The organism is Flavobacterium bizetiae (genome assembly GCF_902804475.1).
GTDB lineage: Bacteria > Bacteroidota > Bacteroidia > Flavobacteriales > Flavobacteriaceae > Flavobacterium > Flavobacterium bizetiae.
On record NZ_CADCSU010000159.1, the window covers coordinates 1 to 15490 of the forward strand.

The following is a 15490-nucleotide window of genomic DNA, read 5'->3' on the forward strand; positions in this document are numbered from 1 at the left end:
ATATTTTAGCTTCGAATTTTATTTTGTTTTAGAATTTTTAAAATTCAAATTCTCCAATAAGTTTGTAGAAAGAATAATAAAAACATTAATAATATTTGCTTTAAATGGTATTTCAAACTTCTATATACTAAAATTATACTTAAAAAGAATTTCTAAAACAAAAAATGAAATCGAATTAATTGGAAAAGAATGAAAAAAGAGAATAAATCAGTAATCATTTGGTTACTATCAGGTTGTGTTTTATTGTTTTTAATGGTAGTCGTTGGCGGAATTACCCGTTTAACAAATTCAGGTTTATCAATGACCGATTGGCATTTGGTAACCGATACCTTCCCTCCTTTGACGGATGCAAAATGGAATGAAGCTTTTGAGCAATACAAGAAGTTTCCTGAGTATCAAAAAATCAATATTCACAACGATTTTCAATTAGCCGATTATAAATTTATCTACTTCTGGGAATGGTTCCACCGATTCATTGGTCGTATCATCGGACTTGTTTTCTTTTTTCCTTTTGTTTATTTCTTAATTAGAAAAAAACTTGATAAATCGACCATCAAAAAATGCGTTGTTCTTTTGGCAATGGGAGGTTTTCAAGGTTTCCTTGGCTGGTTCATGGTTCGTAGCGGATTAATCGATAATCCGGATGTAAGTCATTTTAGACTTTCTTTACACCTTACTTTTGCTTTTATCACTTTTGCCTACACTTTATGGGTAGCATTAGATTTAATTTATCCTGAAAAAACAATTACCAAAGTAATTCCGCTTCGTAATATCGCACGATATGCCTTAGTTGCTTTATTAATTCAAATTATTTATGGTGGTTTTGTGGCAGGTTTAAATGCCGGATTAATTCACAATCACTGGCCATTAATGAGCGACGGAGAATTTATACATGATTCTGTTTTTATCGAACAACCTACTTTGGTAAAAAACCTCATCGAAGGTAAAAGTGGTGTTCAGTTTGTGCACAGAACTTTTGCTTATGTTGTGGTGGCTTTTATTCTGTTTTTATATTATAAAAGCACTAAATTTTCGCTTTCGAGAACACAATCAAACGGAATTAAAACTTTGGTAGTTTTTGTATTCATTCAATTTGCATTAGGAGTATTTACCCTTTTATACAGTGTTCCGCTGGCTTTAGGATTAATTCACCAAATTATGGCTTTCTTCCTTTTAAGTGCCATGACTTTTACTTTGCATCGATTGAGTAAATAATAAAACTCTTAGAAATAAAAAAATCCTTCTGTTGAAGGATTTTTTTTGTTTTTAATTGATGCTAAATTTTTATTCCAACCAGATTAATGAATAAATTTTATCCCAGCCAGGCCTTAAAATCCTGTACTTTCTCCCGGCTTACAATAACTTCGTCTTCTTTGTAAGTAGGTAAAATTACTTTTAATCTTGAGTTTGTATACACCTGAATTTCTTTTATAGCAGTAAGAGGCACGATAAATTTTCTGCTTACGCGAAAGAAATCCTTCATGTCTAGTTCCTGCTCGAGAATTTCTAAAGTCGAATCGATCAGATAGTTTCTATTATCGAAAGTATGAATGTAAGTTCCTTTGTTTTCACTAAAAAAACATTCGATTTCATCGGTAGTGATCACTTTTAAGTGCTGACCTATTTTTACGGTAAATCGTTTTTTATAACTTTTCTCAAAAGGATTAGATAACATTTGACGTATTTGCTCAAAATCAAGCTGAAGATTTTGATTTCCAGCATCAGCTTTAGGAATTCGGTTTTTAAATTTTGTTACCGCAATTTCTAAATCATCCTCGTCTATAGGTTTTAAAAGATAATCGATACTGTTTAATTTGAATGCTTTTAAGGCATATTCATCATAAGCGGTTGTAAAAATAATAGCGCTTTGAATGTCTATTTTTTCGAAAATTTCAAACGACAAACCGTCTGATAACTGAATATCGAGAAAGATTAAATCCGGATGTTGATTATTAGTAAACCAATCAATGGATTCTTCTACAGAGTGCAACATTGTTTTTACAACAATATCTAACTTTTCGAGTTTTCGTTGCAATAATCTTGCTGCAGGTTTTTCGTCTTCTATAATTAATGTGGTCATTTAATACAATGCAAAAATTGAAAATTTGATTTTAAAGTTACTCCCATTTATTTTTATTTTGAGATTCTCTCTCCATATATTTTTGAATTTTCTTTTGTTCCCAGTCTTTTCCGAAAAATATATCCGGTCCGAAAACTGTAAAGGCATGAATCAATAAAGCTATTCCCCAAAACAATGCTGTAGAATAAATTTCCCAATTATTAAAACTTCTTATCGTAAAATGATTTCCATTATTAAAATCATATCCCACAAAATTCCTGTTTAAACTAGTGAAAATGATAATAGCATTTACTATAATATAAACCTTCAGGTGCGAATAAAATCCTTTAATTTTCTTAACTTTTTTGTACGCAATATTATAGCTTTCGTCTGTGCTAAATTCTTGTCTGTATTCATCATACATGCGTTGTCTAAATCGTCCCATTTTATTTTGAATTAAATTATTGCCATTTATTTTTACCTTCTCTTTCTTTTTCCATCAGTTCCTTGATTTTTCGTTCTTCCCATTCTTTTCCAAGAACCGGAAATATTTTAAAAACCTTCATTCCGTGAAAAACAACTCCAACTCCCCACCACATTAAAGGCCAAAAGAACCATAAATGATCCGGTGATGTGTATAAATTGACAAAAATAAGAACAACATTTACACCAATAAAAGCGGTTAAATTTCCGTAAAAGCCTTTAATTTCTTCCACTCTCTTTTTTGCCAGATAATATCTGTCTTCTTCATTTAAATTAACTTCCATGATTACTCCCATTTTTGTGTTTTTTCTTTTTTCTCTAAAATACTTTTCACTTTTCGCTCTTCCCACTCTTCTCCAAAAATTTTAAAAGAATCGAATAAATCTACCGCCGAAACTAAAAAGGCGGTTGTCCAGATGATCATTACAAAACAATTTATATATTTAAATGGCAGGAAATTTAAAGGTAATCCTGCGTATTCTTTTAAAATAAAAATGATCATTCCGATAGCATAAACAAATGCATGCGAATAAAATGCCTTGAGTTTAAGTACTTTTTAATTGGCCATTTTTTGAAGTTCAAATTCTTCCTCGCTATTGTTAAAATTATTTTCCATGATTACTCCCATTTTTGTTTTGGATTTTCTTTTTCTAAAAGCGCCTGAATTTTTCGTTCTTCCCAATCTTTATTAAAAATAGGCGAAAATCCAAAAGCTTTCATGCCGTGCAAAATGATCGGAATTGCCCATCCTACTACAGAATATATACACCACAAATAACCCGGAGATGTCATAAGATTGACTACAATAACAATGGGATTACAAAGAAGATAAACCGTTAGGTGCTGGTAAAACTTTTTTATTTCGACGACTCTTTTCTGAGCCTCGTAATAGCGTTTTGCTTCATTATAATTAGATTCCATTATTTCCAGTTTTTTTGTTGTTTTTCTTTTTCAAGAATCTCTCTAATTTTCCTTTCTTCCCAATCTGAGCTGTAACCAAACACTTTAAAAGCATGCATTACGACTCCAAACCCCCAGCCTAAAGCCGAAAACCAAAACCATTGAAATCCAGGAGAATACCTTAAATTTATAAAAATTAAGAATGGAATTACACAACAATATGAAATAACATTCCCGTAAAAACCTTTTAACTCTTCTACTCTTTTTTTAGCTCTGAAATAAGCCTTATTTTCATCGCTATATTCTGCACTTGTTTCCATAACTGTAATTTGTTTGGTCAAAATTGGAATTTTAACGGTAAAAGTTTTTTCATTTTGTTCGATCAAAACTTTTCGGTTTGTTATAATCCCGTATCTATTTACAATATTTTGCAATCCGACACCCTGCCTGTCCTGCAAAACTTCTTTCTTCTGAAAATCATTCTGAATTGCTAAATAATCTCCGTCAATAAAAATTCTGATGTGCAATGGTTTTTGTTCACTTACGATATTATGCTTCACTGTATTTTCCAGCAAAAGCTGCAAAGACAACGGAACCACTTTTGCATCAGGGTTTATATTTGTGGTGGGCAATTCGTAAAACAAACTATTTTCGAAACGCATCTTCAGCAAATTCATATAAGTTTTTGCGAACGACAATTCATCTTCTACAGATACTAATTCTTTGTCTTTTTGTTCTAAAACGTAGCGGTAAATTTTAGATAATGAAGTCGTAAATCGTTGTGCATTATCCGGATTTTCTTCGATTAAAGAACTTAATACATTTAAACTATTAAAAAGAAAATGCGGGTCGATTTGATTTTTTAAACTTTCGAATTTAGCATTTGCTGTTCCTGCAATAATCTTTTGTTGCGTAATTTCGAATTTTGATGCCTGTTTCCACTTTACCATAAAACTTCTGGCCTGCATAAAAGTCGAAACTCCCAGAGCGAGTATGATATAAAATAAGTGCACCCAAATCATCTTATCACTAAAAAAAACTTCCAGAGATACATCTTGTAAAATAACATAGATGTAATAATTAATCCCTAAAACGATCGGAACTGTATACAAAACGGTAACTAAAATTCCGTAATATACTCTTAAGTTCGTTTGCTCTAACCAATCCCATTTTTTGTCTAAGTAAACATTAATATATCCGTTACCAAAACCTACAAGAAAGGAATAAAGACAGCTGATAAAAAAAGTAATAAGAACGTTTCGGACATTTAAATCACCTCCTAAACAAGCTGAAAATATTACTGTAAAAATCATAGAAATCTTGAACGAAACTATTGTTCCACTTTTTAAATCTCCATAAACAGTTCCGCGATCTTTCATTATATTATCAGCTTAAATTAATTTTATTTTTTACAATTCTTTTGAGTTTCTAAAGCTCTTTCTAATCCCCATTTTGGCGAAAAAGGAGTTTCTGGTTTAAAAGTAGCAAAAAGTTCAACAGCTTTATCAACTTGTGCACAAAGAGGTTTTGTATCAACTCCTGTCCATTTTGCGCCGCCTAACTGGTAATCAGCCTCACCAAAAACAATTCTCGGGTTATTTGGGTCTATCGCTTTTCCTTTTGCGTAAGCTTCCATCACTTTAGCCGAATATTTCATTCCGTTTGTCATAGGATCTGCCACAACCCAGGCTGTATAAATCAAAGCCTGCATGGCATACAACTCGGCATTATTTTGATCTTTTATCAATTCTACATCCAATGCGTCTTGCGCTTTTGTCAGTAACAAATCAATTTTTGTTTTGTCTTTTTCAGTAAATGCCGATGTAGTGTTGATTAAAGCTATATAATAATTCGGTAAATAACTTGTTTTTTCTGCCGCTGCGATTCTTTCAAATAAAGCAGACGCTTCAGTATTTTTTCCTTCTTTCCAAAGCCCAAAAGCTTTTCCCATTCCTTGTTCAAACTGTGTTTGTGCAGAACTTATTGCGACTACGAATAATGCGACTAAAGTGATGATTTTTTTCATTTTTTAAGTAATTAAAAAGGTTATTTTTTAAAGTTGTTTTGTTCGTTATTATTATAATGTAATTTCAATTTTTGAATCTTTAACCAGATCAAATTTAGCATCTTTATAAGAAGGTGGCCCCATAAATCCTTTTGCATTATTTGAAGCTGCATAATCTTCAGATGGAATTCCCATCATATTTTTATCCAGTTTTCCGTTATTATTTTCATCGTGATACGTTGAAATTGCATAATCTCCCGCCGGAAGATTGTCGAATATCACCACTACTTTGTTGTTTTTAATTTCAGATCCAACACTTTTATAAGTTGTTTTAAGAAATGTACCTTCTGAGTTGTACAAACCTACTTTTACAGTTCCTGTATTGTTTTTTATACCCGAAACAGAAACGGTTAGCTTTACATTTTGAGCAGATAATAAACTGCAGATAAATAATGTGATTATGGTAATAATTTTGGTCATGGGTTCTTTTTTTTAAGTTTCTAAGTTGCTAAGGTTCTCAGGTTCTAAGTTTTGTTGATTGACGATTGAAGCTCTCTTTGTTAATTTCTATTTCAAAAGTATGTTGGTTTTTAATGTTTTAAAATTAAATGCTACTGAGTTGTTGATTTTTATGACTGAATTGTTTTCTTTTTAGAGACAAAGGCTCAAAGCAACACAGGTTCAAAGGTTTTTCTTTTAGATCTTTTAAACATTACGAGGCTAAAACCTTTGTCCCTCTGAACCTCTGCCACTTTGTACCTCCTTTTACAAGTTCTTCAATTGATTCTCATTTTTATTATCACTAATCGTCCAGAAGAAACCTAGGAAAAAGAATCTGTCTGCGGTTGGTACGACGGCTTGTCTGTTATAAACCCCGTTCGGATCCGGTAATTTTGCGTAATCGTAGCCAAAAACATTTTGAGTTCCTAATACATTCGAAACAGAGAAATACAGGATTTTTTGTGTCGTTAATAAATACGCCCAGTTAAAACTCAAACTGTTGTATGATTTTGTTTTTCCGTTCATGAATTGTGTTTGATTCGGATCATTATACGGGCGACCTGAACTATAACTATTCGTGAAACCAATTTGCGATTTCCAATCGGTGATAAAATATTTCGTTACAATTGATAAACTATGATTGGCTACAAAATTTGGAGTAGCCATTGTCGGGAAATTCTTGTATTGTCTTTCTGAATCTATATATGAATATGAAATCCAGTATTCTAAGTTTTTATACAAATTGCTGTCTCTCCAAAACAAATCCAATCCTTTTGCATATCCTGAACCATTATTATTGAAAACCGAATTATACTGAATATCTCTGGTATTGTATTGAACCAAATTGCTGTAATCTTTATAATAAGCTTCGGCTCTAAAAGTTTGTCCCGGTTTTGTAAACTGATAATTTAAAATGTAATGTCTCGCCTTTTCGCTTTCGAACTGATGGTATTTTGAGTATTTAATATAATCAACAACAGGAGTTTGAGAAAAATCTCCGTAAGCAAATGAAAACTGACTGTTTTTAGAAACTTTATAAGCGATGGAAGCTCTTGGTGCGATATTCGTTTCGTCAAGCAAACTATTGTTCGAAAGCCTGAAACCTACCTTCATTGCCAGCTTTTTCGAGAATAAAATATCTCCCTCTGTGTAAAAAGCGGCAATATTAGAATCGTAACCGTTTGCTGTTTTTATCGAAATATTATCATCAAAATTTTCATTGTATCTGGTTATAAAATAATCGGCTCCAAAAGACAATTTAAAATAGTTTGAGATGTTTTTTCTTAATTTCAATTTTAGTTGTGCTGCATTTTCATTGCTATCCACATCATTGATATCGTATTTAACTTTGTTTTTGCTGTATCCGTAACTAATTCCTGAAGTTAATTGCCATCCGGTTCCAAAATCTCCTTTGTAAGACGCATTCAAATAAAAATTATTATTGTTTAAATCGGTTCTTATGGGATCAACAAAATTGACATTCTTCTGATTCAGATCGAATTTTTCGGCATCAAAAGCAGCGTATAATTTAAAAATTCCTCTTTCAAAATGATATCTGTAAACCGCTTCTCCACCTAAAGATTGATACGGATTATTCCAATCAACATTTTGAGGAATAACAGCCTGATAAGGTGCCAGGTTAATATAATTGGTATTAATACTAAAAGAGCTTTTTTTCCATTTTTGTGTATTTCCAACCCCTAAACCTACAGTCATTAAAGCAATATCTGTTTTATTCTGATCCGGTTCGTCCTGCGTGTTCAATAATAAAACACTTGATAAAGCTTCTCCGTATTCAGCAGAATATCCTCCCGTTGAGAACGCAATTCCGCTAAATAAAAAAGGCGAAAACCTGCTTCGGGTTGGTAAATTATTTGTGGTGGCGCCGTAAGGTTGCGCTACACGAAGTCCGTCGACAAAAGTTTGGGTTTCGCTGGCTTCTCCTCCACGTACAAACAAACGACCATCTTCGCCAACAGTTTGTGTTCCTGGTAAAGTTTGTAAAGCGGCAATGATATTTCCGGCAGAACCTGCTGTGGTTACAATGTCTAAGGGTTTTAAAACCGAAACTCTTGCTTTGTCACCAGATTCTAATGTTCCGGCCGTGATTACAACAGCGTCGAGTGCGTTTACATTTTCTCTCAGCTTTACAATTTGATCTTTATAATTGGTAACATCAATTTCTTTTTTGAAAGTATCGTACAATAAAAAACTCACTACTAAAGTCTTATTTCCTGTTTCTGATGTTTCAAACGAAAAATCTCCGGTATCAGAACTTGTCGCTCCGTCGTAGGTTCCGTCGATATAAATATTAGCGCCCGGAACTGGTTTTCCTTTTTGATCTACAACTTTACCCGAAATGGTATTTTGAGCAAAAATGAATGTTGTAAAAAATAAAAAAGTAATAGTAAAAAGTAATTTGGTTGTCATGGTATTTGATTTTGATGGAGCAAATATATTTTAACAGTTTTTGTTAAAAAATATTAAATAACCCAATTGTAGATTTTTTAGGATGAGTTGTAAATTACTTTTATTTGTATCTTAGCTTTTAAGTTTTAAAAACGATCTATCATGTCAGAAAGCAAAAGAGTTTCGAATTTATATCAATCCATTTATAATGGAAATCCATGGCTGGAGGTTACTTTGGCACGTACTTTAGAAAATGTAACTGCTGAGCAGGCTTACAGAAAAATAAACCCAAAATTAAATACGATCTGGGAAATTGTCAATCATTTGATACAATGGAGAAGAAATATTTTAAGACGTGTGCAGGGAGAAACAATTACCACTCCTGATCATAATTATTTTGTCCCTATTTTAGATTCCTCCGAAGCATCTTGGGAACAATCTCTACAAAGTCTCGCTAAATCTCAGGAATTATGGAGTGCCTTTTTGAGTGATTTTGATGATGCCGGCTTTGATAAAATAGATCCAAATAACAATCATAATTTCTACGAAGATATTCACGGAATTATTCAGCATGATGTATATCACTTGGGACAAATCGTTATTTTGAAGAAGTTACTTTAAAACACATTTTCATATGAAAAATTCTATATTAAAACTTGCATTTTTATTGATTACTTCTATAGGATTTTCTCAGGAAACTGAAATCAAATATGACGAAAATCTGGCTAAATCCCTGAAAGCAGATGAATACGGAATGAAAAAATACGTGTTTTGTCTTTTAAAATCCGGAACCAATACAACCGCATCAAAAGAAGAAAGCAAAAAATTATTCGAAGGTCATATGGCGAATATCGGCAAACTTGCTCAGGAAGGAAAACTGGTTGTTGCGGGACCTTTTATGAAAAACGATCGAAATTATCGGGGCATATATATTTTTAATGTAGAAACAATAGAGGAAGCAAAAGCCCTTGTAGCAACAGACCCTGCCATAAAAGCCAATTTACTCGAAGCCGAATTAACGCCTTGGTACGCCACGGCTGCTTTGCAAGAAACATTAAAAATACACGAAAAGATAGCTAAGAAGAAAATATAATACCGTACTTTTCTTTTTTTGGTATCAACTTATTTTTGAGTTATATTATGAATAAATTTATTTTGCAAAGTTCTATAATTCTGTGTTTAATGACAGTATTTCTTATTTGGAGCTGTTCAGGTAAAAATGCTTCTGAAATCTCAAATGAGACTCTTCTGATTGTAAAAAAAATAGAAAAAATAAATGTTTTAATGGGTTCTGCAGTAGGTTCGTCAGGACATAAGCCGAATCAGTATGAAAATTTTGAAGAACTAAAAAAGAATGCATCAAAGCAAGAATTAATAACACTTACTAATCATTCTAACGGAGTAGTAAGATGTTACTCTTTCTGGGCACTGGCACTTTCTGAAAATATAGATTTATTCTCTATAATTAAAGACCACATAAATGATGACACCCAAGTAAAAACTCAATTTGGTTGTAGTGGATCTACAGAAAAAGTAGGTGATTTTTTCATTAATCTTGTTAATCCAAAAGATGAGGATTCTGATATTACAAAATTAACTCCAGACGAATTTAATAAATTAGACAGTCTCTTAATTCATAAAGAAAATAATCTTTATGCAAGATACGATGCCATCGCAAATGCTGTTCCTACTGCATACTTATATTCAAAAGTTAGAGAGATGGTAGTCAAACACAATAATCAAAATGCTTTAATTACGTTGTCTAAATATAAAAACCCACATGATATTGAACTAATTCTTAAAAATAGAGATCCTGATGAAGATGGTGAAAGTGGATATTTCTATACCTATAAAGCGATACAAAATTTTCCCGATCCTATTTTTTTACCTTTTTTAGAAAAAAAACTAAATGAAACTTTAGACAATGATCGCTATGATGGCGAATGGCTTCAGTTGTATATGGCAATTGCCAGTTACAAAAACCAAAAATCACTAGAGTTATTAACTATTCCATTTACAAAAGTTAAACACCAGGACATTAAAAAATACCATATTAAATTTGTCTATGAAGCAATTATTGTAAATAAATCTAAGCTTTATGATGATTTACTATGGAAAATATGGCAAGACGAAAACATTATCACTCAAGAAGGTTTTGAATATCTTTTACAATTAAACAAAACCAAAACTCTGGAATTAAGCAAAAAAGAGCTAAACTCAAATTATCAAATAAAAAACACAAATACAATCCCTAAAATAAATCAAAGTATGTTTTCTCAAAACTTAGAAGAAAACATGCTTAATTTTGTTTTACTAAATGATAAAGTATTCGCATACAACGTAATTAATGATAAAATCATAAATACCAATGTTAATGATTTTGAAATGTATTGCTCGAAGATTTTAGAGTTAAAAGATCCTTCTTTTACTGAAATCCTTTTTAAAAGATTAAAAAATGAAGACAATCCTCATGTGTATCTGCAAATTGTAGAAACTTTAATCTCTTTTAAAGATGAATCTATCAATAAAAGAATTCTTGAAACAAGAAAGAAAAATAAAAACATGAATCAAGATTGGGGAAGTGAAGCTCTGGACGAAATACTAAAAAAGAATAAAATTAAGTAAAGATAATTAATGCTTATTGAGAAGTAATATGAAAACAGAAAAAGAAAAAATGATTGCGGGAGAATATTATATTGCCGGAGATCCGGTTTTGGTAAAAGACCGTCGAAAAGCAAAAAACTTATTGCATCGATTAAATGTTACTGAATATCGCGTAACCAAAAAAGCAAAAGAAATTTTAAAAGAACTGATTCCTAATACAGGGTCGGGTTTTTATATCGAACCTCCATTTCATTGCGATTATGGTTATAATATTACTTGCGGCGAAAATGTTTATTTTAATGTCAATTGTGTTGTTTTAGATTGTGCTCCGGTAAATATTGGATCGAATGTATTTATTGCACCCAATGTTCAAATTTATACGGCCTCTCATCCGCTTGACGCTGAATTAAGAAAAACTCTCGAGAATGCTTATCCCGTAACTATTGGAGACGACTGCTGGATTGGCGGAAATTCTGTTATTTGTCCAGGTGTAACCATTGGTAAAGGTTGTGTTATTGGCGCCGGATCTGTTGTAACAAAAGATATTCCGGACAATTCTCTGGCTGTTGGAAATCCGGCAAAAGTAATTCGAAAATTAAATCAAGAACCTGAATCAAAATCATAATGCTTACCTTAAATAAAGTACATCATATCGCCATTTTATGCTCTGATTATCAAAAATCTAAAACTTTTTATACCGAAGTTTTAGGATTAACTATTATCAGAGAAATCTACAGAGAAGAACGCCAGTCGTACAAGTTAGATTTGGCTTTGAATGGAAGTTACGTCATTGAGCTTTTTTCATTTCCAAATCCGCCGCAAAGACCTTCGCGACCAGAAGCAGTTGGTTTGCGTCATTTGGCTTTTGAAGTAATTAACCTAGAAGAAACCATTGCCTTTTTGAATACCAAAAACGTAGCATCAGAACCTATAAGAATTGATGAAACCACAGAAAAGCGATTTACTTTTATTGCTGATCCTGATTTGTTGCCTATCGAGTTTTATGAGCGATAATTGTTTGCCGCGAAGGCACTAAGACTCCAAGTTTTTTTTAAATAACTAATGATTAAACGTCCAATTTGTCATTTCGACTTAAAGAGAAATCACACTCGTGAATCGACAAAGATTGGCGATTTAGTTGACGGAATTTCTAGTGCGATTTCTCCTTCGTCGAGATGACATAAAATGAGAAAAACATTCGCGTCTTAGTGCCTTTGCAGCAAAAAACCAGCTGAAAGAATTTTCCTGTTTTTATACGTTTTAACACATTATATTGCATATTTTTCACGAAAAACCGATTTTGATTCTTAATTTTGTAACCCGCATAAAAAAAATGCGATCCAAAAAATCCACATCTGATGAACAAAACGGCGAAAATCAAAAAAAATCATCAATTTATTGTCCTTCAAAAATTAGTTATCGTTTCTATCTTAATTGGCTTTCTTTCGGCCTTCTTAGGAATTTCACTCAAAAAAATTACCGAATATTACGAAGAAATCTTCTTTCATGAAGTCTCGGTAAATCCTATCTTTTATATCATTTTCCCGGTCTTCGGATTATCAGTAATTTATTTCTTAAGGCAATATTTATTCAAGAAAAAAGAAAATAAAGGCATTAAGGAAGTTTTTGAAAGCACCAAATCAACTTCAAAAAATTTACCTTCTTATAAAATTCCATCACACTTTATAAACGGATTACTAACGGTCGCTTTTGGAGGTTCTACCGGAATCGAAGTTTCGACTGTAGTTGCCACTGCCACAATTGGATCTGTGGCTCAACAAAAAGAAAACGTATTTCGTAAATACAAAACCGAATTGATTTGTGCCGGAGTTGCAGCTGGTGTTACGGCTTTATTTAGCAGCCCAATTGCCGGAATTTTATTTGCACTCGAAGTAATCTCCAGAAAAGTAACCCGCGCATTTGTAATTTCAAACTTAATTGCGGTTTCAGTGGCTTTTGGATTACTTACCATATTAAAAGAAGAACCTTTGTTTGCCGTTTCGATTACAACCTGGCATCTAAAAGCGATTCCGTATTTCATTCTTTTAGGAATCCTGGCCGGAATAAATTCGGTTTATTTAACCCGTTGCGTTTTATTTTTCAAATCGCAATTCGGAAGAATCGATACCCATTATTACAAAATCTTAATTGGTTCAGTAGTTTTAAGTGTTTCGCTATTTGTTTTCCCTCAATTATATGGTGAAGGTTATCACGCAATAAAAGGGATTTTTAGCAATTCAGCCGAAATTCCGTTAACGCTAACTTTAGCTTTTACTTTTATTGGAGTTTTACTACTTAAACCTATTGTAACCTCAATAACGTTAGCTTCAGGCGGAGACGGAGGAGTTTTTGCTCCAAGCCTTTTTATCGGCGCTTTTTTAGGATTATTGTTAGCATCAATTCTAAACACGTTTTTTCAGGTTCACGTACTTCCTGTTAACTTTATGATCATCGGGATGGCGGCTGTTTTAAGTGCCAGCATTCACGCCCCTTTTACCGCAATATTTTTAGTTTGCGGATTAACAAATGATTACACTTTGTTTTTACCCATTTTAGTTGTTTGTTTAATATCAAAATATACAGCAAAAATGATTTATCCTTATACCGTATATAGTTACGCCCCAAGCCTGACTAAATAATTTTTTTGTCACGAATTCACGAATTCCTGGCTCATAATAATACCACAAAAAATAGTAAGCATCTATGCCAACTCCTAAAATAAAAAGAAGCTATCGCAAAACTCGTTATATACTTTACAAAGAAACATTAATAGATTACAAAGAACATCTCTGGTCATTTATAGGATCCTTTGTTGGTATCGGACTCTTGTCTTATCTTGAATCTATTCGTTTTTCAGGAACTGATATTGTTTTTTTAATTGGTTCTTTTGGAGCCTCGAGCGTTCTGGTTTACGGAATCATACAAAGTCCGTTCTCACAACCTCGAAATTTAATTGGCGGTCACGTCATTTCGGCAATTATTGGTGTCACCATAAACAAATTAATTCCGGATATTATTTGGCTTTCTGCGCCTTTGGCTGTTTCACTTTCTATTATATTCATGCAAATTACCAAAACGCTTCATCCTCCCGGAGGAGCTACAGCGCTTATTGCCGTTACAGGTTCAGCTCAAATAAAAGATTTAGGTTATATGTATGTACTCTCTCCTGTTTTAGATGGTGTACTTATTCTCTTCATAACAGCATTAATCTTCAACAATATGACTTCTACAAGAAGTTATCCAAGTCATAGTACCTATCATAAACGTTACCACAAAATCAGAAAAAAATTGGTTGGGAGGTGATTTTTCAGGAGCTAATCCCGCTATTCGTTCCAATCTTTTGTGGCGAACCCCGCCACAAAAGGATTTCCTCTTCTATCGGGGCTAGAGCACTCGTTTTCAAAACAATATTTTCGGATAGTTTGTCATCACGAAAATCTTTTCAACAAATCGTAATTCGCAATTCGTATTTCGTTTTTTATATTTTACCTTTGACCTTTCAATAAAAACAAAGATTATGGTTTATAAATTTAGAGTAATTCTAGACGCCGAAGAAGATATTTTTAGAGACATTGCAATTCTTGAAGATGATACGCTTGAAGATTTACACAATGCCATCTTCAACGCTTTTGGTTTTGACGGAATGGAAGTAGCTTCGTTTTATACCTGCGATGAAACTTGGAATCAGGAAGACGAAATTGCACTTTTTGATACCGGAGACGTTCCCGGAGAACAAAAAACCATGAGCGATTATCAATTATCTGATATCTTAGATAAAGATAACACCAAAATCATCTATGTATATGACTTCATCAATATGTGGACTTTCTTAGTTGAATTGGCTGCTATTGAAGATCAAATTTCAGGAGTTCCTTACCCGGAAACGTTATTCTCTCACGGAGAAATGCCTGACGAAGCCACAGAAAAAAACTTCGAAGCAGATATGCACGACGATATCTACGGCGAATTTGAAGATGATCTTGACGAAGACGATCTTGACATGTTCGAAGGCGATGACAGCTTTGAAGATTTTGGATTTGAGGAGAATTGGAATTAATTTGAGGTTCTAAGGTTCTGAGATGCTAAGGCATTAAGGTTTTATTTTGAAAGTTATTTCTTATTTTTAATTCTTTGAATTAAAAATATCAAACATGAGTAATTTTAGAAGCTTGCTTATATGGCAAAAATCAATGGCCTTGACAACCAAAATTTATTTTTCAACAAACAATTTTCCAAAAGAAGAAATTTTCGGATTAACTTCACAAATTAGACGCTGCTCAATTTCAATTCCCAGCAATATTGCCGAAGGATACGGACGAGAAAGCGATAAAGATTTTTTACGCTTTTTAAATATTTCGATAGGTTCTTTATTTGAAATGCAAACTCAATTAGAAATTGCTAAAAATATAACCTCCCTTAACGAAGACGAATTTAATAATTTATATGAGGACAGTCGCGAAGTAGAAAGAATGTTGGTTTCATTTATTAAAAAAATAAAGATTAGAAACTAAACCTTAGTATCTTAGCAA

19 protein-coding genes and 1 pseudogene are annotated in these 15490 nt (G+C 32.6%); 11 read left to right on the forward strand and 9 right to left on the reverse strand.

The window, feature by feature from the left end:
- Both FLACOL7796_RS24735 and FLACOL7796_RS20680 read left to right on the forward strand, forming a co-directional pair.
- Positions 1-193 (forward strand): hypothetical protein (locus FLACOL7796_RS24735; RefSeq protein ID WP_232067421.1); only part of this gene is annotated, 193 nt, incomplete at its 5' end.
- Positions 190-1215 (forward strand): COX15/CtaA family protein, encoded by a 1026-nt coding sequence (locus tag FLACOL7796_RS20680; protein ID WP_173972689.1) that lies wholly within the window; start codon positions 190-192, stop codon positions 1213-1215. The genes FLACOL7796_RS24735 and FLACOL7796_RS20680, both read left to right, overlap by 4 nt.
- A 97-nt stretch (positions 1216-1312) precedes the next feature.
- On the opposite strand, the gene FLACOL7796_RS20685 is transcribed toward FLACOL7796_RS20680, so the two are convergent.
- The 9 genes and pseudogenes from FLACOL7796_RS20685 to FLACOL7796_RS20725 all read right to left on the reverse strand — a co-directional run bounded on the left by FLACOL7796_RS20685 (position 1313) and on the right by FLACOL7796_RS20725 (position 8378).
- Complete coding sequence (locus FLACOL7796_RS20685; protein ID WP_173972690.1) at positions 1313-2080, reverse strand: LytR/AlgR family response regulator transcription factor; 768 nt, start codon at positions 2078-2080, stop codon at positions 1313-1315.
- Positions 2081-2117: 37 nt separating this feature from the next.
- Positions 2118-2504 carry a 2TM domain-containing protein gene (locus tag FLACOL7796_RS20690; protein ID WP_173972691.1) on the reverse strand — a complete coding sequence of 129 codons (387 nt, stop codon included), beginning with the start codon at positions 2502-2504 and terminating at the stop codon, positions 2118-2120.
- Between the two features lie 16 nt (positions 2505-2520).
- Positions 2521-2826, reverse strand: a complete 306-nt coding sequence (locus tag FLACOL7796_RS20695; protein WP_232067422.1) for a 2TM domain-containing protein — start codon at positions 2824-2826, stop codon at positions 2521-2523.
- A 2-nt stretch (positions 2827-2828) separates the two neighbouring features.
- Positions 2829-3083 (reverse strand): annotated as a pseudogene (locus FLACOL7796_RS20700) (2TM domain-containing protein); the annotation flags it as partial.
- Between the two features lie 77 nt (positions 3084-3160).
- Positions 3161-3463, reverse strand: a complete 303-nt coding sequence (locus tag FLACOL7796_RS20705; RefSeq protein WP_173972693.1) for a 2TM domain-containing protein — start codon at positions 3461-3463, stop codon at positions 3161-3163.
- On the reverse strand, positions 3463-4821 hold the full coding sequence (locus FLACOL7796_RS20710; protein ID WP_173972694.1) for a 2TM domain-containing protein: 1359 nt from the start codon (positions 4819-4821) through the stop codon (positions 3463-3465). Before FLACOL7796_RS20710 ends, FLACOL7796_RS20705 begins: the two co-directional genes overlap by 1 nt.
- A gap of 23 nt (positions 4822-4844) precedes the next feature.
- Complete coding sequence (locus FLACOL7796_RS20715) at positions 4845-5468, reverse strand: hypothetical protein (RefSeq protein WP_173972695.1); 624 nt, start codon at positions 5466-5468, stop codon at positions 4845-4847.
- 51 nt (positions 5469-5519) lie between these two features.
- A complete protein-coding gene (locus FLACOL7796_RS20720; RefSeq protein WP_173972696.1) occupies positions 5520-5927 on the reverse strand; it encodes a DUF2141 domain-containing protein in 408 nt (135 codons plus the stop codon).
- A 285-nt stretch (positions 5928-6212) separates the two neighbouring features.
- Complete coding sequence (locus FLACOL7796_RS20725) at positions 6213-8378, reverse strand: TonB-dependent receptor (protein WP_173972697.1); 2166 nt, start codon at positions 8376-8378, stop codon at positions 6213-6215.
- A 141-nt stretch (positions 8379-8519) separates the two neighbouring features.
- Between FLACOL7796_RS20725 and FLACOL7796_RS20730 the strand changes: the two genes are divergently transcribed.
- The 9 genes from FLACOL7796_RS20730 to FLACOL7796_RS20770 all read left to right on the forward strand — a co-directional run bounded on the left by FLACOL7796_RS20730 (position 8520) and on the right by FLACOL7796_RS20770 (position 15472).
- Positions 8520-8978, forward strand: a complete 459-nt coding sequence (locus tag FLACOL7796_RS20730) for a DinB family protein (RefSeq protein WP_173972698.1) — start codon at positions 8520-8522, stop codon at positions 8976-8978.
- 13 nt (positions 8979-8991) lie between these two features.
- Positions 8992-9450 carry a YciI family protein gene (locus tag FLACOL7796_RS20735; RefSeq protein WP_173972699.1) on the forward strand — a complete coding sequence of 153 codons (459 nt, stop codon included), beginning with the start codon at positions 8992-8994 and terminating at the stop codon, positions 9448-9450.
- An 89-nt stretch (positions 9451-9539) separates the two neighbouring features.
- Positions 9540-10982 carry a hypothetical protein gene (locus tag FLACOL7796_RS20740; RefSeq protein ID WP_173972700.1) on the forward strand — a complete coding sequence of 481 codons (1443 nt, stop codon included), beginning with the start codon at positions 9540-9542 and terminating at the stop codon, positions 10980-10982.
- Between the two features lie 28 nt (positions 10983-11010).
- Positions 11011-11586 (forward strand): sugar O-acetyltransferase, encoded by a 576-nt coding sequence (locus FLACOL7796_RS20745; protein WP_173972701.1) that lies wholly within the window; start codon positions 11011-11013, stop codon positions 11584-11586.
- Positions 11586-11975 (forward strand): SMU1112c/YaeR family gloxylase I-like metalloprotein, encoded by a 390-nt coding sequence (gloA2, locus tag FLACOL7796_RS20750; protein ID WP_173972702.1) that lies wholly within the window; start codon positions 11586-11588, stop codon positions 11973-11975. The genes FLACOL7796_RS20745 and gloA2 overlap by 1 nt, the downstream gene beginning before the upstream one ends.
- A gap of 344 nt (positions 11976-12319) precedes the next feature.
- Positions 12320-13600 carry a chloride channel protein gene (locus tag FLACOL7796_RS20755; protein ID WP_173972703.1) on the forward strand — a complete coding sequence of 427 codons (1281 nt, stop codon included), beginning with the start codon at positions 12320-12322 and terminating at the stop codon, positions 13598-13600.
- Between the two features lie 64 nt (positions 13601-13664).
- On the forward strand, positions 13665-14264 hold the full coding sequence (locus FLACOL7796_RS20760; RefSeq protein WP_173972704.1) for an HPP family protein: 600 nt from the start codon (positions 13665-13667) through the stop codon (positions 14262-14264).
- A gap of 214 nt (positions 14265-14478) precedes the next feature.
- Positions 14479-15018 carry an IS1096 element passenger TnpR family protein gene (locus FLACOL7796_RS20765; RefSeq protein ID WP_173972705.1) on the forward strand — a complete coding sequence of 180 codons (540 nt, stop codon included), beginning with the start codon at positions 14479-14481 and terminating at the stop codon, positions 15016-15018.
- Between the two features lie 94 nt (positions 15019-15112).
- Positions 15113-15472: a four helix bundle protein gene (locus tag FLACOL7796_RS20770; RefSeq protein ID WP_173972706.1), complete on the forward strand. Its 360-nt coding sequence runs from the start codon at positions 15113-15115 to the stop codon at positions 15470-15472.
- Positions 15473-15490: the final 18 nt, after the last annotated feature.